22 protein-coding genes, 1 tRNA gene and 1 pseudogene are annotated in these 18,363 nt (G+C 71.5%); 6 read left to right on the forward strand and 18 right to left on the reverse strand.

The window, feature by feature from the left end; translation table 11 throughout:
* From ACK4HH_RS12420 to ACK4HH_RS12435, 4 genes are all read left to right on the forward strand, one after another.
* Positions 1–522, forward strand: a 522-nt coding sequence (locus tag ACK4HH_RS12420) for a sensor histidine kinase (RefSeq protein WP_409652441.1), incomplete at its 5' end; no start/stop codon positions are given.
* Between the two features lie 47 nt (positions 523–569).
* Positions 570–860 (forward strand): WXG100 family type VII secretion target, encoded by a 291-nt coding sequence (locus tag ACK4HH_RS12425; RefSeq protein WP_409652444.1) that lies wholly within the window; start codon positions 570–572, stop codon positions 858–860.
* Positions 861–921: 61 nt separating this feature from the next.
* Entirely contained in the window at positions 922–1,233 is a 312-nt protein-coding gene (locus ACK4HH_RS12430; protein ID WP_409652493.1) for a DUF2470 domain-containing protein, read from the forward strand.
* A 64-nt stretch (positions 1,234–1,297) separates the two neighbouring features.
* The gene (locus ACK4HH_RS12435; protein WP_409652447.1) at positions 1,298–1,975 is read left to right on the forward strand and encodes a heme oxygenase (biliverdin-producing); all 678 of its coding nucleotides are present in this window, start codon (positions 1,298–1,300) and stop codon (positions 1,973–1,975) included.
* Between the two features lie 109 nt (positions 1,976–2,084).
* Here the strand turns inward: ACK4HH_RS12435 and groL are convergent, their stop codons facing one another.
* The 5 genes from groL to ACK4HH_RS12460 form a co-directional block, all read right to left on the reverse strand.
* A complete protein-coding gene (gene groL, locus ACK4HH_RS12440) occupies positions 2,085–3,713 on the reverse strand; it encodes a chaperonin GroEL (protein WP_409652449.1) in 1,629 nt (542 codons plus the stop codon).
* 112 nt (positions 3,714–3,825) lie between these two features.
* Positions 3,826–4,872 (reverse strand): DUF3048 domain-containing protein, encoded by a 1,047-nt coding sequence (locus tag ACK4HH_RS12445; protein ID WP_409652452.1) that lies wholly within the window; start codon positions 4,870–4,872, stop codon positions 3,826–3,828.
* A 33-nt stretch (positions 4,873–4,905) separates the two neighbouring features.
* Positions 4,906–5,109 carry a cold-shock protein gene (locus tag ACK4HH_RS12450; protein ID WP_409652455.1) on the reverse strand — a complete coding sequence of 68 codons (204 nt, stop codon included), beginning with the start codon at positions 5,107–5,109 and terminating at the stop codon, positions 4,906–4,908.
* Between the two features lie 115 nt (positions 5,110–5,224).
* Positions 5,225–5,806, reverse strand: coding sequence for a LytR C-terminal domain-containing protein (locus ACK4HH_RS12455; protein ID WP_409652457.1), 582 nt, complete (start codon positions 5,804–5,806; stop codon positions 5,225–5,227).
* A 37-nt stretch (positions 5,807–5,843) separates the two neighbouring features.
* A complete protein-coding gene (locus ACK4HH_RS12460) occupies positions 5,844–6,116 on the reverse strand; it encodes a DUF3263 domain-containing protein (protein ID WP_409652459.1) in 273 nt (90 codons plus the stop codon).
* Positions 6,117–6,294: 178 nt separating this feature from the next.
* Here ACK4HH_RS12460 and ACK4HH_RS12465 point away from each other — a divergent pair, with 178 nt between their 5' ends.
* On the forward strand, positions 6,295–7,413 hold the full coding sequence (locus ACK4HH_RS12465; protein ID WP_409652462.1) for a hemin ABC transporter substrate-binding protein: 1,119 nt from the start codon (positions 6,295–6,297) through the stop codon (positions 7,411–7,413).
* On the opposite strand, the gene ACK4HH_RS12470 is transcribed toward ACK4HH_RS12465, so the two are convergent.
* From ACK4HH_RS12470 to ACK4HH_RS12480, 3 genes are read right to left on the reverse strand one after another with little or no spacing between them, the layout of a single operon-like run.
* The gene (locus ACK4HH_RS12470) at positions 7,401–7,691 is read right to left on the reverse strand and encodes a hypothetical protein (RefSeq protein ID WP_409652464.1); all 291 of its coding nucleotides are present in this window, start codon (positions 7,689–7,691) and stop codon (positions 7,401–7,403) included. The genes ACK4HH_RS12465 and ACK4HH_RS12470 overlap by 13 nt on opposite strands.
* A gap of 7 nt (positions 7,692–7,698) precedes the next feature.
* A complete protein-coding gene (locus tag ACK4HH_RS12475) occupies positions 7,699–8,436 on the reverse strand; it encodes an HtaA domain-containing protein (protein ID WP_409652467.1) in 738 nt (245 codons plus the stop codon).
* 7 nt (positions 8,437–8,443) lie between these two features.
* Positions 8,444–8,935 (reverse strand): GNAT family N-acetyltransferase, encoded by a 492-nt coding sequence (locus ACK4HH_RS12480; protein WP_409652470.1) that lies wholly within the window; start codon positions 8,933–8,935, stop codon positions 8,444–8,446.
* Positions 8,936–8,990: 55 nt separating this feature from the next.
* Between ACK4HH_RS12480 and msrB the strand changes: the two genes are divergently transcribed.
* Positions 8,991–9,422, forward strand: a complete 432-nt coding sequence (gene msrB / locus ACK4HH_RS12485; RefSeq protein WP_409652472.1) for a peptide-methionine (R)-S-oxide reductase MsrB — start codon at positions 8,991–8,993, stop codon at positions 9,420–9,422.
* Here the strand turns inward: msrB and ACK4HH_RS12490 are convergent.
* The 10 genes and pseudogenes from ACK4HH_RS12490 to ACK4HH_RS12535 form a co-directional block, all read right to left on the reverse strand.
* Positions 9,403–10,431, reverse strand: coding sequence for a DMT family transporter (locus tag ACK4HH_RS12490; protein ID WP_409652474.1), 1,029 nt, complete (start codon positions 10,429–10,431; stop codon positions 9,403–9,405). The genes msrB and ACK4HH_RS12490 overlap by 20 nt on opposite strands.
* Before the next feature lie 85 nt (positions 10,432–10,516).
* Positions 10,517–10,589 (reverse strand) — tRNA-Thr (locus tag ACK4HH_RS12495).
* Positions 10,590–10,658: 69 nt separating this feature from the next.
* Positions 10,659–12,212 carry an alpha/beta hydrolase gene (locus ACK4HH_RS12500; protein ID WP_409652477.1) on the reverse strand — a complete coding sequence of 518 codons (1,554 nt, stop codon included), beginning with the start codon at positions 12,210–12,212 and terminating at the stop codon, positions 10,659–10,661.
* Positions 12,209–13,369, reverse strand: coding sequence for a DNA polymerase III subunit delta' (locus tag ACK4HH_RS12505; RefSeq protein ID WP_409652479.1), 1,161 nt, complete (start codon positions 13,367–13,369; stop codon positions 12,209–12,211). Before ACK4HH_RS12505 ends, ACK4HH_RS12500 begins: the two co-directional genes overlap by 4 nt.
* A gap of 9 nt (positions 13,370–13,378) precedes the next feature.
* Positions 13,379–13,999: a dTMP kinase gene (gene tmk / locus ACK4HH_RS12510; RefSeq protein ID WP_409652481.1), complete on the reverse strand. Its 621-nt coding sequence runs from the start codon at positions 13,997–13,999 to the stop codon at positions 13,379–13,381.
* Positions 13,996–16,854 (reverse strand): type I DNA topoisomerase, encoded by a 2,859-nt coding sequence (topA, locus tag ACK4HH_RS12515; protein ID WP_409652483.1) that lies wholly within the window; start codon positions 16,852–16,854, stop codon positions 13,996–13,998. Before topA ends, tmk begins: the two co-directional genes overlap by 4 nt.
* A gap of 126 nt (positions 16,855–16,980) precedes the next feature.
* Complete coding sequence (locus tag ACK4HH_RS12520; protein WP_409652486.1) at positions 16,981–17,322, reverse strand: Rv3654c family TadE-like protein; 342 nt, start codon at positions 17,320–17,322, stop codon at positions 16,981–16,983.
* Positions 17,323–17,327: 5 nt separating this feature from the next.
* Complete coding sequence (locus ACK4HH_RS12525; protein WP_409652490.1) at positions 17,328–17,690, reverse strand: TadE family type IV pilus minor pilin; 363 nt, start codon at positions 17,688–17,690, stop codon at positions 17,328–17,330.
* Positions 17,687–17,896 (reverse strand): DUF4244 domain-containing protein, encoded by a 210-nt coding sequence (locus ACK4HH_RS12530; RefSeq protein WP_409652496.1) that lies wholly within the window; start codon positions 17,894–17,896, stop codon positions 17,687–17,689. Before ACK4HH_RS12530 ends, ACK4HH_RS12525 begins: the two co-directional genes overlap by 4 nt.
* 144 nt (positions 17,897–18,040) lie before the next feature.
* Positions 18,041–18,363, reverse strand: a pseudogene (locus tag ACK4HH_RS12535) (hypothetical protein); the annotation flags it as partial.

Consider the following 18,363-nt stretch of genomic DNA (forward strand, 5'->3'; position numbering starts at 1 on the left):
GGCCGCCGCGCGCGCCGGCCCGCGGCGAGCATCCCGGGGCCCGATCTCGAGGCCGCCCACGCGTCGCCGCTGGTCGAGGCCGCGGTGATCGGAGAAGAGAACAAGCTGCGGCAGGTGATCACGAACCTCATCGGCAACGCCCTGCGGTTCTCGCCCGCGGGCTCGCCCATCGAGCTCGTCGTGGGGGTCGACCCGGCGGCCGGCCGCGCCTCGATCGCGGTCGTCGACCACGGCGACGGCATACCGGCGCAGCTCAAAGAGAAGATCTTCGAGCGCTTCTTTCGCGCCGACTCGTCGCGCGCGCGCGACACGGGCGGTTCGGGGCTCGGGCTCGCGATCGTCGCCTCGATCGTGGCGCTGCACCAGGGCCGCGTCGAGGTGCTCGACACCCCGGGCGGGGGCGCGACCTTTCGCGTGTGGTTGCCGCTCGAGAGCGTCTCACCCCTCCTCCCCACCGCGAACGAGGCGGCGGATGCTGCTCTCGAGCAGCACGCCGACCCCCGCTCCCCCGCCGAGGCCTAGCCTTCCCGCGACGCCGGGCGACCGCCCCGGCGCGGAGGGAGAGCACCATGACGCGCTACCAGGTCGACAGCGAGGCGGTTCTCGCCGCCACCACCGCGACGCGGGCCTCGATCGGTCGGCTACAGGCCGAGGCCGCGGGCCTGCAGAGCAACCTCACCGGGCTGCAGAGCACGTGGAGCGGAACTGCCGCGACGGCCTTCCAGGGCCTGCTCGGCGACTGGACGAGCGCCTACCAGCGCCTCGAGCAGGCGCTCGGGGCCATGACCGAGGCGCTCGCGCACGCCGGGCAGGGCTACGCCGAGGTCGAGCAGCAGGCCGCGCGCATGTTCCTGCGCTGACCCGCGACGACGAGGGGCGGCACCCGGCGGGCCTCGCTGGCGGTCGTACGCTGGAGTCGTGATGACCGAGCCCTTCGCCTTCGACCCCGCGATCGTCGCCGGGGTGCTGCACCACATGAACCACGACCACGCCGACGACAGCCTGCTGTTCGCCCGCGCCTTCGGCGACCCGGCGGCGAGCAGCGCCCGCATGGTCGGGGTCGACGGCACGGCCGGGCACTGGGTGTACGCGGTCGACGGCGGCCCCGAGGTGCCCCTGCGTCTGGCGTGGAGCACGACGATCAGCGAGCGGCCTGAGATCCGCCGCGAGATCGTCGCCCTCTACGACCGGGCCTGCGCTGAGCTCGGCGTCGAACCGCGGCCGCACGGCTGAGGGGTCTGGTGCGGGCCGGCGGCGACGCACTAAGGTAAGGCTTACCTAGCCCCCGAGGAGCACCATGCCCGCCCCCGCGCCCACCACCGACGGCACCGCCGAACTCATCCCGTTCTCGCGACTCGTGCGCGAGCGCAGCAGCGGCAGCCACCGCGACAGCGAGGGTGCCGGGTTCATGCACGGCCTGCTGCGCGGCGAGGCGACGCGCGACGACTACATCGCTCTCGTCTCGCAGCACTGGGCGGTCTACGAGGCGCTCGAGGGCGCTGAGCCCGCCATGCGCGAGGTGCCCCTCGTCGCGCCGTTCCTCTCCCCCGCGCTCACCCGACTGCCCGCGCTCGAGGCCGACCTCGCCTTCCTCCTCGGCGACGACTGGCGCACGCGCCTGCAGCTGGTGCCCGCCACGGTCGAGTACGCGGCCCGCATCCGCGAGGTCGCCGCGACCTGGCCGGCCGGCTACATCGCTCACCACTACACGCGCTACCTCGGCGACCTCTCGGGCGGGCTGCACATCGGGCGCGTCATCGGGCGCCAGTTCGGCTTCGAGACGAACGGCATCGGCTTCTACCTCTTCGACCAGATCGCCGACCCCGCCGCGTTCAAGGATGCGTACCGGGCTCAGCTCGACGCCGCACCGTGGTCGGCCGACGAGCAGCAGCGGGTCGTCGACGAGGTTCTGCGCGCCTACGCGTTCAACACGCGCATCTTCGAGCAGCTCGGCGCCCGCGCCGCGGCCGCGTAGCCCGCGGCTCCGCGCGGCGTCGGCCGCGCATCCACCACCCGGTCGATTCGCGACACGACGACGAAGGGCGGCTCCCCCGGAGGGGAGCCGCCCTGAATCGTTGCGCAGACTAGAAGTCCATGCCGCCGCTCGGGTCGCCCATGGGCGCCGCGTGCTTCTCGGGCTTGTCGGCGACGACGGCCTCGGTGGTGAGGAAGAGGCCGGCGATCGAGGCCGCGTTGAGCAGCGCCGAGCGCGTCACCTTGACCGGGTCGGCGATGCCGGCACCGAGCATGTCGACGTACTCGCCGGTGGCCGCGTTGAGGCCGAAGCCCACCTCGAGGTGGCGCACCTTGTCGGCGACGACACCGGGCTCGAGGCCCGCGTTGAGGGCGATCTGCTTGAGCGGAGCGTCGATGGCGACCTTGACGATGTTGGCACCGGTGGCCTCGTCGCCGACGAGGTCGGTCATCTCTTTCGACTCGAACGCCGTCTTGCCGGCCTGGATGAGCGCGACGCCACCACCGGCGACGATGCCCTCTTCGACAGCGGCCTTCGCGTTGCGCACGGCGTCTTCGATGCGGTGCTTGCGCTCCTTCAGCTCGACCTCGGTGGCCGCGCCCGCCTTGATGACGGCGACGCCGCCCGCGAGCTTGGCGAGGCGCTCCTGCAGCTTCTCGCGGTCGTAGTCCGAGTCGGTGTTCTCGATCTCGGCGCGGATCTGCTTGACGCGACCGGCGATGGCGTCGGCCTCGCCGGCGCCCTCGACGATCGTGGTCTCGTCCTTGGTGATGACGACCTTGCGCGCGCGGCCGAGCAGGTCGAGGGTGGCGTTCTCGAGCTTGAGACCGACCTCCTCGCTGATGACCTGGCCGCCGGTGAGGATCGCGATGTCCTGCAGCATGGCCTTGCGGCGGTCTCCGAAGCCGGGGGCCTTGACGGCGACCGACTTGAAGATGCCGCGGATCTTGTTGACGACGAGCGTGGCCAGGGCCTCGCCCTCGACGTCTTCAGCGATGATGAGCAGCTGCTTGCCGCTCTGGATCACCTTGTCGACGACGGGCAGCAGGTCTTTGATGGCCGAGATCTTGCCGTTGACGATCAGGATGTACGGGTCTTCGAAGACCGCCTCCTGGCGCTCGGGGTCAGTCACGAAGTACGCCGACAGGTAGCCCTTGTCGAAGCGCATGCCCTCGGTGAGCTCGAGCTCGGTGCCGAAGGTGTTCGACTCTTCAACCGTGACGACGCCCTCCTTGCCCACCTTGTCGATGGCCTCGGCGATCAGGGCGCCGATCTCGGGGTCGGCGGCCGAGATGCTCGCGGTAGCGGCGATCTCTTCCTTGGTCTCGACCTCTTTGGCGTTCTTCAGCAGCTGGGCCGAGACGGCCTGCGTGGCCTTCTCGATGCCGCGCTTGAGGCTGATCGGGTCAGCACCGGCCGCGACGTTGCGCAGGCCCTCGCGCACGAGCGCCTGGGCCAGCACGACCGAGGTCGTGGTGCCGTCACCGGCGACGTCGTCGGTCTTCTTGGCGACCTCTTTGACGAGCTCCGCGCCGATCTTCTCGAACGGGTCGTCGAGCTCGATCTCTTTGGCGATGGAGACGCCGTCGTTGGTGATGGTGGGGGCGCCCCACTTCTTCTCGAGGACGACGTTGCGCCCGCGCGGGCCCAGCGTGACCTTGACTGCGTCAGCCAGGATGTTGAGGCCGCGCTCGAGGCCGCGACGGGCCTCCTCGTCGAAAGCGATGATCTTAGCCATGTGTCTCTCGTCCCTCCCGGACGCTTCACGTACGGTAGCTCTTGGCACTCACAGAGCGTGAGTGCTAAACGATTCTGGCACTCGCCGGGGTCGAGTGCAAGCCGCGTCGCCGCTACTGGGCCGGTCGAGAGAACGTGACAGAACCCGCGAGGGGAACGAGCTCGACCCAGGTGTTGCCCGGCGCGAGGCGCACGGCCACGCCGTTGGCGTCGAGCAGGCGGATGGGCGCGGCGAGCGAGCGCTTCGACCACGTCGCCTTGATGGTCGCGCCACCGCTCGAGACCCAGGCCTCACCCGAACCGATGAGCTTGGTCGTGGGGATGCTGCTGATGACCTGCACGGGAACCCGCAGCACGACGACGTTGTCGGCACTGAGCTGCTCGCCCGAGGCCGCCATGTCGCGCTCGCCGCCCGTCATGAAGCGCACCCAGCGCTGCGTCTTCTCGCCCCACTTCCACACCGGCGCCGACGAGCTGCCGAACACGAGCGAGATCGCGCTCGTCGGGCGCCCCTCCTTCGTGGCGCTCGCGGCGGCGAGGCTCTCGGCGAAGGCAAACTGCTGGCGGGGCGCCGCGAGGTCGAGGTGCTGACTGATGAGCTGGGGCGCCTTGACGAGCACGTTGTGCGGCGCGGGCGCGTTGTCGCCGCGGTAGAAGGTCGAGGCCGTGTCGCTCTGCCCGTGGATTGCGTTGTAGACGGGGGCGGCGAGCATGAGCTGCACGAACCGCTGCTGGCCTCCCGAGTAGGCGACGATGCCGCCGAGGGGCGAGATGATCTCCGGATCCATCGGTCGGATCGAGCGCACCGGCCCGATGACCGAGGGCACATCCGAGTGCCACACCGCGACGTAGCGCGTGAGCCCGCCCTCGACCAGCTCTTCGAACACGATGTCGGTGCGGTCGAGGCCCACTTGCGGCCGAGCCGAGGGGTGGTTGTCGACCTTGGCGGCGAGCGAGGGCGCCGTGAGCGCACCCACCTCGATCTGCTCGCCCGTGAGCGGCGCGATGCCGTACTCGGGCGGCGGCACGTACGTCGAGACGTACGAGGGGCTCGGGGTCGGGGTGGGCATCGGCGCCTCGGGCGCCGTGCAGCCTGCCGCGCCCAGCACGGCCGCGACGCCCAGCACCGCGACGAGCCCGCGCGCGCATCCCCTGCTCATGGGGGTCACCCTAACCCACGCAGTGAGGGTTGGTCAGGCGACGCGCACGCCCTCGGCCTGCGGCCCCTTCGTGCCCGTGCCGATCTCGAAGGTGACCGCCTGGCCCTCTTCGAGCACCTTGTAGCCCGGCATGTCGATGGCTGTGTAGTGCACGAAGACATCGCTGTCGCCGCTCTCGAGCGTGATGAAGCCGAAACCCTTCTCGGCGTTGAACCACTTCACGGTTCCGTTGGGCATTGCGGGTGCTCCTTGCATTGCGGGGAATGCGGCGAGACTACCCGCGCAACAGCGCGTCGCGATGGCCGGGAAGGACCTTTTTACCGAGCGGAAACGTGCGTGAAACGCGCCGCTTCTACGGGGCGGCGATCGCCGCGAAGTCCGCACCGACCGCGATCGTGATGGGGGCGCCGGGGAAGGCGTCCGAGAGCTCCCACACGCCCGTGCCGAGCAGCTCAACCATGCCGGCGGCGACACCCTCGAGGGCAGGATCGCTGTAGAAGACGACGGTCTCGACGAGGTCGGTCTGCGCCGCCGACGTGACGGTGCCGACGCGCCAACCGGGCGGGGTCAGCAGATCGCGCGCCGCCCGACCCAGGCCGTCGACCTCGGTGCCGTTGAGCACGGTGATCGTGAACCCCGCGGGCAGCTCGGCGAGCGCCGGGTCGGTGATCGGCACGACCGTCGGCGTCGGCGAGGGCGTCTCGGTCGGGGTGGGCATGGGCTCGGCCGTGCCCAGACCCGGCAGCTCGAACGTCACGCGGTCGCTGATGAGCGAGAGCCCGTAGAGTCCGGCCACGACGAGCGCTCCACTCGCGAGGGCGGCCCAGGCCACGGCGATCCAGGTGCGGCCCCGCGCGGGCGCCGCCCGGTGGGCGCCGACGCGGCTCAGCGAGTCGGCGACCTCGTCGAAGCGATCCGGGGTGTACTCGGCCATCGGGGCACGCCTTCCGCAGGGGGTGGTGGGAGCAGTCTCACGCGGCGCCGGTGGCGCCCGCACGACGGGTGCGGCGCCGCTGCGCGCGGTCATCGCGCACCTCGCGCAGTCGACCCACGAGAACGGGGTCGTACCGCACGGCGACATCAGTGTCGATCACGGCGTTCAGCACCTGATAGTAGCGGGCCGGGGTCCACCCGAACTCGCGCCGGATGCCGAGCTCTTTCGCGCCGCTGTGGCCCCACCACGCGCGCTCGAACTCGAGCACGCGCTGCGCGCGCTCGTCGAGCGGCTCGGAACGGGCATCCATCACCCGTTCAGGCTACGGGCCGAGGACCTTCGGCCCTGGACGGCTCGCGGATGCTGCGGCAGGCTCGCTCGAGCGCCCTCACGGGCAACTCATCGGGCGCACAGCCGGGCGGGTTAGGCTTGCCTAACTGCCTGCGTTCGCGCCGCCCGGCCCCGCAGCCCTCTGACCGACCGGACCCATGACGCCTCGACCCGCCTCCCGCCCCGCTCGCGCGGTCGGCCTCGTCGCGGCACTGTGCGCGCTGACCCTGCTCGCCGGCTGCGCTGTCGCCGCGCCGCAGGCGACCGCCGAGCCGACGGCGCCGAGCGGCCCGCGGGTTGCGCTCAGCGAGCTCGCGGTGGCCGAGAACCCGCGCGCGCTCACCGGGGCGTCGACGGCCCTGATCGAATCCGCCCGCATCGAACCCGTCGCCTCCGACCCCGCGCAGTCGCTGCCCGCCACGATCGTCTCGCGCGACCTCGACGGCGATCGCGAGGTCGTGGTGACCGACGCGAGCCGCGTGCTGCCGCTCGATATCGCCGGGTCGATCGCCGCGACCGTCTTCGCCCTCGGGTTCGGCGACAACGTCGTCGGCCGCGACATCTCGACGACCTTCCCCGAGGCCGACGGCCTTCCCATCGTCACGAGCAGCGGCCACGCCATCAGCAGCGAGGCCGTGCTCGCCCTGCGGCCCACCCTCGTCATCACCGACGGCACGGTGGGGCCGACCGACGTCGTGTTGCAGCTGCGCGATGCGGGCGTGACGGTCGTCTACGTGGATGCCGAGCCCGGCCTCGGCGCCCCCGCCGAGCTCGCCCGGCAGGTGTCGGCCGCGCTGGGATCCCCCGAGACCGGCGAGCTGCTCGCCGAGCGCCTCGAGCAGGAGCTGGCCGACGTGCTCGCCGCGATCGAGCAGATCCGTCCCGACGACCCCGCCGACCGCGTTCGCATCCTGTTCCTGTACCTGCGCGGGGCCTCGGGCATCTACTACCTGTTCGGCGAGGAGTCGGGCGCCGACGAGCTCATCGAGGGGCTCGGCGGCATCGACGTCGCGGGCGAGATCGGCTGGACGGGGTTGCGGCCCATGACCGACGAGGCGCTCATCGCCGCCGATCCCGACCTCATCCTCGTCATGACGGGCGGGCTCGAGAGCGTCGGCGGCGTCGAGGGGCTGCTCGCCGAGAAGCCCGCGGTCGCGCTCACGCGAGCCGGAGAAGCGCGCCGCTTCGTCGACATGGCCGACGGCGAGGTGCTGAGCTTCGGGCCGCGCACGCCGGCCGTGCTCGACGCGCTCGCCCGCGCGATCTACGCGCCCTGACCCTGCCCCGCGGCGAGCGCCCGCTGACGGGCGTGCGCGATCTCGGCCACGGCATCCCACTCGCCCTCGAGCCAGGCGCGAATGTCGCCGTGCGCTCCGAGGCCCGAGGCCTGCGCGGCCCACAGCACGATCGCCGGCTCGCGGTCGGGCTCGGCGAGGGTCTCGATGAGGGCCAGGCAGTCTGCGTCATCGGCCACGGCCTGCGCCCAGACGGCGAAGCGCGAGCGGTCCGCCTGCTCGCGGGCGAACCGCCGGTACCGCTCAGCGGTCGAGGTCACCCTTGCATCATGGCACTGCTGACGCGGCCTCGGTGGGAGGACGCGACCGGCGTCGCGCGCGCAGCACGAGGTGCACGACGATCGACCCCACCACTGCCAGCAGCACGGCGCCGACGATGAGCAGCACCGGTGCCGAGCCGGCCGAGGTGCGCGCGGCGATCGCCGCTTCGGCGCACGCGGCCGTCGTGTCGAGCTCGAGCGTGATCGCATCGAAGGCCTCGCCCGCCGGATAGGTTCCGAAGGCCTCGGCCCCCTCAGCGGTGAGCGTCAGCGGGATGCCGTCGATGCGCAGCGTCGAGCCCTCGACGCTCCACTGCGCGAGGCCGGGGTCGCCCGTCACGAAGGGCACGGCGGTCGAGTCGATGGGGACGAAGTCCTGGGTCGTTCCGCGGATGTCGACGATGATCACAACGCGATCGGGGCTCTCGATCACGAGGCGCGGGTTCGCGATCGTCGTGTCGAGGATTCCGTCGTGCCCCGTGAACCGCATCGCGCCCTCGACCGCGAGCTCGCCCGCGAAGGGCGCGAGCATGACCTCACCGCCCAGCTGTTCGCTGAAGAAGGCCGGGGTCGCGTAGTCGATCGCGCCCTCAGTGGTCCACTCGCCGTTGGCGATCGACCCGCTGATGTAGGCGCGGAACGACTCTTTGAACCCCCACGTGAAGGCTCCGGTCTCGACGGTGCAGTCGGCGGCGGCCGCTGGTGCGACCGCGAGCGCGGCGGCGAGGGCGAGCGCAGCGATCATGGTGCGCTCAGCGTACGGGGTCGACCGTCGGCGCCGGCTGGGCGGGGCGGTACATGCCGATGTGCGGGATGCCCGCCTCGAGGTACTCATCGCCGTAGGCCGCGAAGCCCACGGCGGCGTAGAGCGGCTGCACGTAGCTCTGGGAGTGCAGGGCCATCGGCTCGTGCCCGTGCAGCGCGATCACGTGCTCGAGCAGCCGGCGCGAGAGGCCCTCGCCGCGCCGGTCGGCGCGGGTGACGACGCGGCCGATGAGGCGGCGAGCATCCCGATTGACCGGTTGCGGGGTGTCGTCGACGATCACCCGCAGGTACGAGGCGGGGCCCCGCTCGTCGGTGATCCACACGTGCTCGGTGGTCGCGTCGCGGTCGCGTTCGTCGAGCTCGGGCTCGTCGATGCGCTGCTCGAGGAAGAACACCTCGGTGCGCAGCCGGGCGAGCTCGAAGAACTCGTCGCGCGACAGCTGGCTCCAGGTTTTCGCGATCGGGGAAGAGTCGGGCACGAGAGCGAGTTTAATGGGGGGAGATCAACCGCCTGCGGGCGAGGAGCGAGGAGTCATGGGCGAGAACCCGGCAACCAGCGGCAAGGCGTACGCGGTCGAGAAGACCGAAGAGCAATGGCGCGCCGAGCTCGGCGACGAGCGCTACCAGGTGCTGCGCGAGGCGGGCACCGAGCGCGCCTGGACGGGCGAGCTGCTCGACGAGAGCCGCGCCGGCATCTACACGTGCGGCGCGTGCAACGCCGAGCTCTTCGTGGCGGGCACGAAGTTCGACTCGGGCTGCGGCTGGCCGAGCTTCTACGAGTCGGTGCGCCCCGAGGCCGTCGAGCTCATCGAAGACACGTCGCTCGGCATGGTGCGCACCGAGGTGCGCTGCGCGAACTGCGGCTCGCACCTCGGCCACGTCTTTCCCGACGGCTTCGGCACGCCCACGGGCGACCGCTACTGCATGAACTCGCTCGCGCTCGACTTCACGCCGACCGCCGAGTAGCGCCGCGGCCATCGCGCCGCCACCGGATGCTCGCCACGAGCACGCCGGCGAGCGCGAGCACGACCGCCGCGGCCGTCGCGCTCGTCGAGCCCGGGCCGAGCGGCGCGACGACGTCGAACACGAGCGAGGCGGCGAGCTGCCCTGTGACGAGGCACAGCCCGAGCACGAGCACCCCGATGCGGCCGACGGCCACGGTCTGGATGGCGATGAAGATCGCCCCGACCGCGCCGCCGAGGTAGAGCAGCGGGTTGCTCGGCAGCCCCTCGGGCAGCCCCGCGACCAGCAGGTGCACGAGCGTCGCGCCGGCGAGCGCCGCGGTGCCGACCGTGAAGTTGATGGTGGTCGCCGCGAGCGCCGACCGAGCCTCGGTGCGTACCCGGCCGTTGAGCCCCTGCTGAAAGGCGACCGCGACGCCTGCGAGTAGCGGCAGCACGATCGCGGCGATCGGAAAACCGTCGCCGGCGAGCCGCGGCACGACGGCGACGGCGACCGCCGCGACCGTCAGGGCAGCGCCGATCACGCGAGCGGGAGCGATCGCCGTGCGGCGGGCCCCCGCGAAGCCCGCGGCATCGAGCGTCAGGCCGGTCACGGTCTGGCCCGTAACGATGGCGATCGTGAAAATCGCGACGCCGAGCATCCCGGCGACGAGGCCCTGGGCGAGCACGAAGTAGCCGCCGGCCAGGCCGCCGAGCAGCATCCACCAGGCGAGCCGGCCATGGCGCACCTCGGTGATGACGCGCACGAGCCCCGCCCGGCCGCGCGGCGAGAACGCGAGGATCGTGAGCAGGATCAGCCAGCCGCTGCCGAACGAGATGAGCGCGGCGGTATAGCCGTCGTCGAGCCGCTGCCCGAGCTCGCCGTTGATGCGGCTCTGCGTCGCGACTCCGACGCCGGCGGCGAGTGTCGCGACGATGGCGAGCGCCGTCGCGGCGCGCGAACCGTGCTCGGGGTGCGGGGTGTTCTCGTCGCTCGCGTCGTCGTCGCGATGCGGCGGAGGCGGTGTGCTCATCATCCCCAGCATCCCACGCCCCCGCGCCTGCCCCTGTGTCGACCGGTGGACCACGAGAACCCCGAGCAGAAAGACTTGGTTACGGAGCCGCCTGTGGGAATCGAACCCACGACCTTCTCATTACGAGTGAGACGCTCTGCCGACTGAGCTAAGGCGGCGGACACGGCCGAGGCCGTGACACGAGGTGAAAGCTTAGCCGATTCCGCCTGGCCGCGCAGACGCCACGATCAGCTCTCGCAGACGAGCCCGTCGACGGGAACCGCACCGGTGATGAAGTACTCGTCGACGATGTCGTTGATACACGGATCACCCTCGTCGTAGGCGATGTGGCCCTCGCCCACCCACGTGAGCAGCACCCCGCTCTCGAGCTGCTCGGCGAGCGCCTCGGCCCACTGGTACGGCGTGGCGGGGTCGCCCGTCGTGCCGATGACGAGGATCGGCGCCGCCCCCGCGCCGCTCACCGGTCCGAGCTCTCCGTCGAACTGGTGCGGCCACTTGGCGCAGAGCACGTCGCCGAGCGGCGAGGGGTCGCCCGTCGTCGGAGCGACGGCCCGGATCTGCTCGTTCTGCTCGGCAATGACGGCGCGATCGGTCTCGACCGGGTAGTCGAGGCAGTTGATGGCGATGAAGGCCTCGAGCGAGTTGTCGACGTACTCGCCGTTCTCGCGCCCGTAGTAGAAGTCGGCGAGCAGGAAGCCCGTCTCGACCACCCCCGTGCGCAGCTCGGTGAACATCTGGCTCAAGAACGACCACGAACCCTCGTCGTAGAGCGCCGTCGCGATCGCGATATCGAGCACGGCGCCGTCGAAGAACCGGCCGTCCTCCGCCTCGATGGGTGTGGTGTTGAGGCGGTCGTAGAGCTCGCGGATGAGGGACAGGCTGTCGTCGAGCGACCCCGGGAACGGGCACGATCCGAGCTCGGGGCACGCCTCGAGGTAGGCCCGCAGCGCCTGCTCGAAGCCCTCGGACTGCGCGAGCACGACCTCGAAGGTCGACGTCGTCGGATCGGTCGCGCCGTCGAGCACGAGGCGCCCGACCTTCTCGGGGAACCGATCGGCGTAGCGCGCACCGATGTCGGTGCCGTAGGAGTATCCGAAGAAGTTCAGTTGGGCATCCCCCACGATCGCCCGCATCATGTCGAGATCGCGCACGGTGCTGGTGGTGTCGACGAACTCGAGCAGCGGGCCCGTGTTCTCGGCGCACGCCTCGGCGAACGCGATCGAGCTGTCGATGACCTCGGCCTCCCACTCGGGCGTGCCGAACGTCGATTCGGGGATGCCGAAGATGAACTGGTCGAGATCGGCCGCGTCGGTGTAGCAGGTGACGGCGCTCGAGCGACCGACCCCGCGCGGATCCCACCCGACGATGTCGAACTCGCGCTGCAGATCGGCGCTCACGGCGAAGTCGACACTGTCGCGCACGAAGTCGAAGCCCGAGGCGCCCGGCCCGCCCGGGTTGATGAAGAGCGAGCCCTGCGCCTGACCGCTCGCGGGGTGACGCACGAGCGCGAGCTCGATGTCGTCGCCCTCGCCCGGGTTGTCCCAGTCGAGCGGTGCGATCGCCGTGGCGCACTGGGCTCCGCCGCCGCACCCCGTCCAGGTCAGCACCTGGGTGTAATACGGACGCAGCTCGTCGGCGACCTCCTCGCCGGTCGGCGTCGAGACGGTTCCCCCGCCCACGAGGCCCTGCAGCCAGCTCGGCACGCAGCCGCTCAGCAGCAGTGCGGGCACGAGGATGAGCGAGACGAGGGCGGCCGTTCGAGGCGCGGTGCGGCGGGTCACGAGGGCGAGCCTAGCGCCGGCACCCTTCCGCTCGCCGTGATGAGCATGGCCTCGAGCGCGAGGGCGGGGGGCGTGTTGCCCTCGATGCGCCGGCGGGCCAGGGCGATCGCGTCGAGAGCAACGAGCGACTGCTGCGCGCTGCCCGCGCGAGCCGCGACCTCGAGCTCGGGCCGCACCGCTTCATTGACCAGCTCGACGCCGGCGCCGAGCTGCAGCATGGCGAGGTCGCGGTAGAGCGACAGGAGGTCGACGAGTACGCGATCGATGCCGTCGCGCACCGAGCGGGTGGCCCGGCGCTTCTGGTCCTCTTCGAGCGCCTTGAGGCTTGCGCGCAGTCCCGCGGGCACCGCGGCCCCCGGTTCGATGCCGAGCGAGCGCAGAGCCGCAGCGCGCTCCTCCTGCTCGCGCTCGACCGTCAGCGCCTTCGCATCATCGGTCGCGACAGCCACGAGCTGCTCGGCGGCGAGCACGGCCCCGCTCACGCTCTGCACCCCGAGAGCCAGGGCGATCGTGCGGGCGCGCCGTTCGCGTGCCTCGACGTCGGTCGCGAGGCGCAAGGCCATGCCGATGTGCGACTGCGACTCGCGCGCGGCGCGCTCGGCCAGCGCCGGCTCGACGCTGTCGCGGCGCACGAGCAGGGCGGCGACCTCGCTGACGCTCGGCACGCGCAGTCGCACCGAGCGCACGCGCGAGCGGATGGTCGGGATCAGATCAGCCGCGCTCGGCGCGCACAAGATCCACACCGTGCGCGGCGGCGGCTCTTCGAGGGCCTTGAGCAGCACGTTCGAGGTGCGCTCGGTCATGCGATCGGCGTCTTCGATGACGATCACGCGGTAGCGCGCCGTGCTGGGCGAGAACTGGCTCTGCGCCACGAGCTGCCGCACCTCGTCGATCGAGATGATGACGCGATCGGTGGCGAGCACCGCCAGGTCGGGATGGGTGCGCGCTGCGACCTGGGCAGCGGTGCGGCGAGCATCGTCGTCGGGCTGCCCGCCCTGCAGCAGCGCCGTCGCGAAGGCGAAGGCGAGGTTCGAGCGCCCCGAGCCGGGAGGGCCCGTGATGAGCCAGGAGTGGGTCATCGCCTGCGGGTCGGCAGCGGCATCTTGCAATGCCGCGATCGCCGCCTCTTGACCGGTCAGCTCGTCCCAGGCGGTCATGGCGACACCCTAGTCGAGTAGGGCCGACACCCGGTCGCGGATGCTCTGCTGCAGCTCGTCGACCGGCCGGGTCGCATCGAGCACGAGAAACCGCTCGGGCTCGGCGGCGGCGAGCACGAGGTAGGCGGCTCGAACGCGCTCGTGGAAGGCGGCCTCTTCTGCTTCGAGGCGGTCGTAGCGGGTGCGGCTCGCGTCGAGGCGCTCGCGGCCCACGGCCGGGTCGAGATCGAGCAGCACCGTGAGGTTCGGCAGCAGGCCCTCGGTCGCCCACAGCGAGACATCACGCACCTCGACCGGGTCGAGCACGCGACCGGCGCCCTGGTAGGCCACTGACGAGTCGAGGTAGCGGTCTTGGATGACGACGTCGCCGCGCTCGAGCGCGGGCCGCACGACCGTGGCGACGTGGTGCGCCCGATCGGCCGCGTACAGCAGCGCTTCGGCGCGCGGGGCGATGTGGCCGCGACGGTGCAGCACGATCTCGCGCAGCTCGAGGCCGAGGTCGGTGCCGCCGGGCTCGCGCGCCTGCAGCACCGTGCGGCCGCGCGACTGCAGCCACTCGGTGAGCGCACCCATCTGGGTGCTCTTGCCCGAACCGTCACCGCCCTCGAGGGTGATGAACAGCCCGGTCACGACGCCTTCTTGGGCGCGGGCTTCGCGGGCGCCTTCTTCGCCGGGGCCTTCTTCGCGGCCGTCTTCGCACCGGCCGCGGGCGCGCGCTTGACGGGCTTCTTGGCGGGGCCCTTCGCGCGCTTGTCGGCGATGAGCTGCACGGCCCGGTCGAAGTCGATCTCCATCGGGTCTTCACCGCGCGGCACGGTGGCGTTGGTCTCGCCATCGGTCACGTACGGCCCGAAGCGTCCGTCTTTCAGCTTGATCGGCTTGCCGCTGACCGGGTCGGCGTCGAACTCTTTGAGCGCGCTCGAGGCCTTGCGGGCCCCGTACTTGGGCTCGGCGAACTTCGCGAGCGCGCCAGCCAGGTCGATCTCGAAGATCTGCGCCTCCGCGTCGAGCGATCGCGTGTCGGTGCCCTTCTTCAGGTAGGGCCCGTACCGACCGTTCTGCGCCGTGATGGGCTCGCCGCTCTCGGGGTCGTCGCCGACCGTGCGCGGCAGGCTCAGCAGCTTGAGCGCCGTCTCGAAGTCGACCGTCGCCGGGTCCATATCTTTGAACAGGGATGCCGTGCGCGGCTTCTCGAGGGGTGCCTTCTTCTTCGCGGGGGCGCGCTTCTTCGGAGCGGGCAACACCTCGCCGGTGGCGGGGTCGACGACGGGCTCGGCCGCGAGAGCGGCGGCGGGCGCGGCCGCAGCGGCCTCTTCCGCCGTTACTTCAGGCTCGGGGTCGAGTTCAGTGACGTAGGGGCCGAACCGGCCGTCTTTCGCCACGACCTGCTTGCCGTTCTCGGGGTTGATGCCCAGCACGCGGTCGCCGACCACAGGAGCATCCACGAGTTCTTGGGCCTTCGTCGGCGTCAGCTCGTCGGGCGCGAGGTCTTGCGGCAGGTTGACACGGCGCGGGGTCGCGGGGGTGCCATCGGCCGCCGCCTCGGCCGCCGGGTCGACGACCTCGAGGTAGGGGCCGTACTTGCCGATGCGCAGGGTGATGGTGTCGGTCAGCGGCATCGAGTTGAGCGTCTTGGCGTCGATGTCGCCGAGGTTGTCGACGACGGGCCGCAGGCCGGGCTGGTGGTCGTCTCCGAAGTAGAAGCCGGTCAACCACTCGGTGCGGTCGGCCTCACCATTGGCGATGCGGTCGAGATCGGCCTCCATCTCGGCCGTGAAGTCGTACTCGACCAGGTCGGCGAAGTTCTCTTCGAGCAGGCGCACGACCGAGAAAGCGATCCAGTTCGGAACGAGGGCCGAGCCGCGCGGGGTCACGTACCCGCGGTCGACGATCGTCGAGATGATCGCCGCATAGGTGCTCGGGCGGCCGATGCCCCGCTCTTCGAGCGCCTTCACGAGGCTCGCCTCGGTGTAGCGCGCGGGCGGGCTGGTCTCGTGACCCTTGGCCTCGACGTCGACCACGCTCAGCGACTGGCCGACGGTGAGCGGCGGCAGCTTAGCCTCGGCGGGCTCGGCCTTCTCGTCGGTGTCGCGCGCCTCATCCTGGCCTTCTTCGTATGCGGCGAGGAACCCGCGGAAGGTGATGACGGTGCCGCTCGCCGCGAACTCGGCGATCGCGCCGGCCGGGGTGGCGGATGCCGCGGTCGGCCCGGCCTGGATGCTCACCGAGGCGGTCTGGCCCCGGGCATCGGCCATCTGGCTCGCGACGGTGCGCTTCCAGATCAGGTCGTAGAGCTTCCAGTCGTTGCCGCGCAGCGTGCCCTCAAGCTCGCTCGGCGTGCGGAACACGTCGCCGGCGGGCCGCACGGCCTCGTGCGCCTCTTGCGCGTTCTTCGACTTGCTCGCGTAGACGCGGGGGGTCTCGGGGATGCTGTCGGTGCCGTAGAGGGCGGCCGCCTGCGAGCGCGCCGCATCCACCGCCTGCTGCGAGAGCGTCGTGGAGTCGGTGCGCATGTAGGTGATGTAACCGTTCTCGTAGAGCGACTGCGCCACCGACATGGTCTGGCGGGCCGTGAAGCGCAGCTTGCGGCCGGCCTCTTGTTGCAGCGTCGAGGTCGTGAACGGCGCGGCGGGCCGGCGCGTGTACGGCTTCGACTCGACGTTGGTGACGGTCACAGCGATCGACGGATCGCGCAGCGCCTCGGCGAGCGAGGTCGTCAGCGCTTCGTCGAGCGCGACGGTCTCGGTGCCCTTGAGCTCGCCGCGGTCGGTGAAGTCGCGGCCCGAGGCCACCTTCTTGCCGTCGAGGCGCGCCAGGCGGGCCGTGAAGGGCGTGTCGCCCGAGGTCGGGGTGAGGGTCGTGTCGAGATCCCAGTAGCTCGCTGTGACGAAGGCGAGCCGCTCGCGCTCGCGATCGACGACGAGCCGGGTCGCCGCCGACTGCACGCGGCCGGCGCTCAGGCCGGGCCCGACCTTGCGCCACAGCACGGGGCTGACCTCGTAGCCGTAGAGGCGGTCGAGAATACGGCGGGTCTCTTGCGCGTCGACGAGCGCCGTGTCGAGCGCGCGCGTGTTGTCGACGGCGCGCTGGATCGCCTCGGCGGTGATCTCGTGGAACACCATGCGCTTGACGGGAACCTTGGGCTTGAGCACCTCGAGCAGGTGCCACGCGATGGCCTCGCCTTCGCGGTCTTCATCGGTGGCGAGCCAGAGCTCGTCGGCCTCTTTGAGCGCGCGCTTGAGCTCGGCGACGGTCTTCTTCTTCGAATCAGAGACCACGTAGTACGGCTCGAAGCCATTGTCGACGTCGATCGAGAACTTGCCGAGCGGGCCCTTCTTGAGCTCGGGCGGCAGGTTCTTCGGCTCGACGAGGTCGCGAATGTGCCCGACCGAGGCCTGCACCTCGTAGTCGTCGCCGAGGTACTTGCCGATCGTCTTCGCCTTGGCGGGCGACTCGACGATGACCAGCTTCTTGCCCTGTGGCACGGTGCTCCTTACTCATGAACGTCTGCGCGGCGGGGGGATCGCATCCGCACCCCGGCCGGTGCCGCGGCACGGTGGCTGAGCCGTGTGCCGCAATCAGGCACACCATACACAGGAATCGGGAGCGGTCTACTGCAGAGAGTACGGAGCGCCCGCGCGAGCCGACCGCGCGACGACCATGCCCAGGATGCTCGTCTCGACCCGCACGACGACCGAGAGCCCCTCGTCGCGGCAGTCGGCGAGCCGCGCGTCGTGCGCCTCGGCGAGGCGCTGCGCGACAGCGCACGGCTCGCCCGGCACCCAGCCGAGCAGCACGTCGGCGGCCGCGAGCGCCGCCGCATCCGCCGCCGCCGCGAGCTGCTGGCCGCGCACGACCCCGTGCGCGGCGCCGAGCACGGTGAGCCCGGCGACAAGCACGACCGCGATGAGGCCGACGATGAGCACCGAGCCCGCTCCACGATCGAGCGACACCGCCGTCACCTCCCCCCGTCGAGCGCGCACGCCGACCCGACCACCCGCACCGGCACGAGCAGCAGCCGTTGCTCGACGACCACTCGCACGCAGACCAGCTCGGCGGGTCGAGAGACCGTGAGCGCGGCGCCGGCGATCGACCGAGCCACGTGCTGCTGGGCCGCCGCCGCGGGCTCGCCACGACCCAGCAGCCGCGCGGCGTCGGCCGCCGCGTCGTGCGCCCGCAACTGCGTCGTCGCGAGACCGAGGCCGCCCAAGCACGCGGCGAGCACGAGCACGACGGCGGGCAGCCCGACCGCGATCTCGGCCGTCACCGAGCCGCGATCGGCGTCGGCGCGAAACCCGGCCGGTCGACGCGACGAGATCACCCGCCGACGGTCAGGGCCGTGCGCACGAGGTCGGTGAGGATGCCCCGCACCTCGTCGCTCTGCATGATGACGACGAGCAGGCTCGCGAATCCGACCGCGGCCATGGTCGCGATGGCGTACTCGGCGGTCGCGGCGCCACGGTCGTCGGATCGTCGAGCGGGACGGTGCTCGGTCGAGTGGTGCTCGGTCGGGCGGTGCTCGGTCATGCGGTGCTTGGTCATGCGCAGCTCGGTCATGGATGCTCCGTTCGGTCGCGCCCGCCGTGCGGGCGATCGGTCGGCACGAACCCGCACAGTGTCGCGCACGCGCGAGCGGAGCATCGGCGACGAACGGCGAACGGCCAGGCCGACTCAGAACCCGCTCGCTGTGGAGGACAGCAGCCCGATGAGCATCGGCACGACCCCGAGCAGCAAGAAGGAAGGGAGGATGCAGGCCCCGAGCGGCAGCATGAGCCGAACCGCGAGACGCTCGGCCGATTCGCGGGCCGCCGCGCGAGCGCGAGCGCGGTCATCGGCCGCCTCGACGCGGGCGAGCTCGCCGAGCGGAGCACCCGCGGCGCGCGAGAGCCGCACGAGGTCGTCGAGGCGCTCGGGCTCGACGTCGGGCAGCGTCGCACGGTCGAGTTCGGTGCGGACGAGCGCGGCGGCCGCCTCCGGCGCGCCGCCGCCCCCGG

It is taken from the genome of Microcella sp., assembly GCF_046296455.1.
In the GTDB taxonomy this organism is placed as follows: domain Bacteria; phylum Actinomycetota; class Actinomycetes; order Actinomycetales; family Microbacteriaceae; genus Microcella.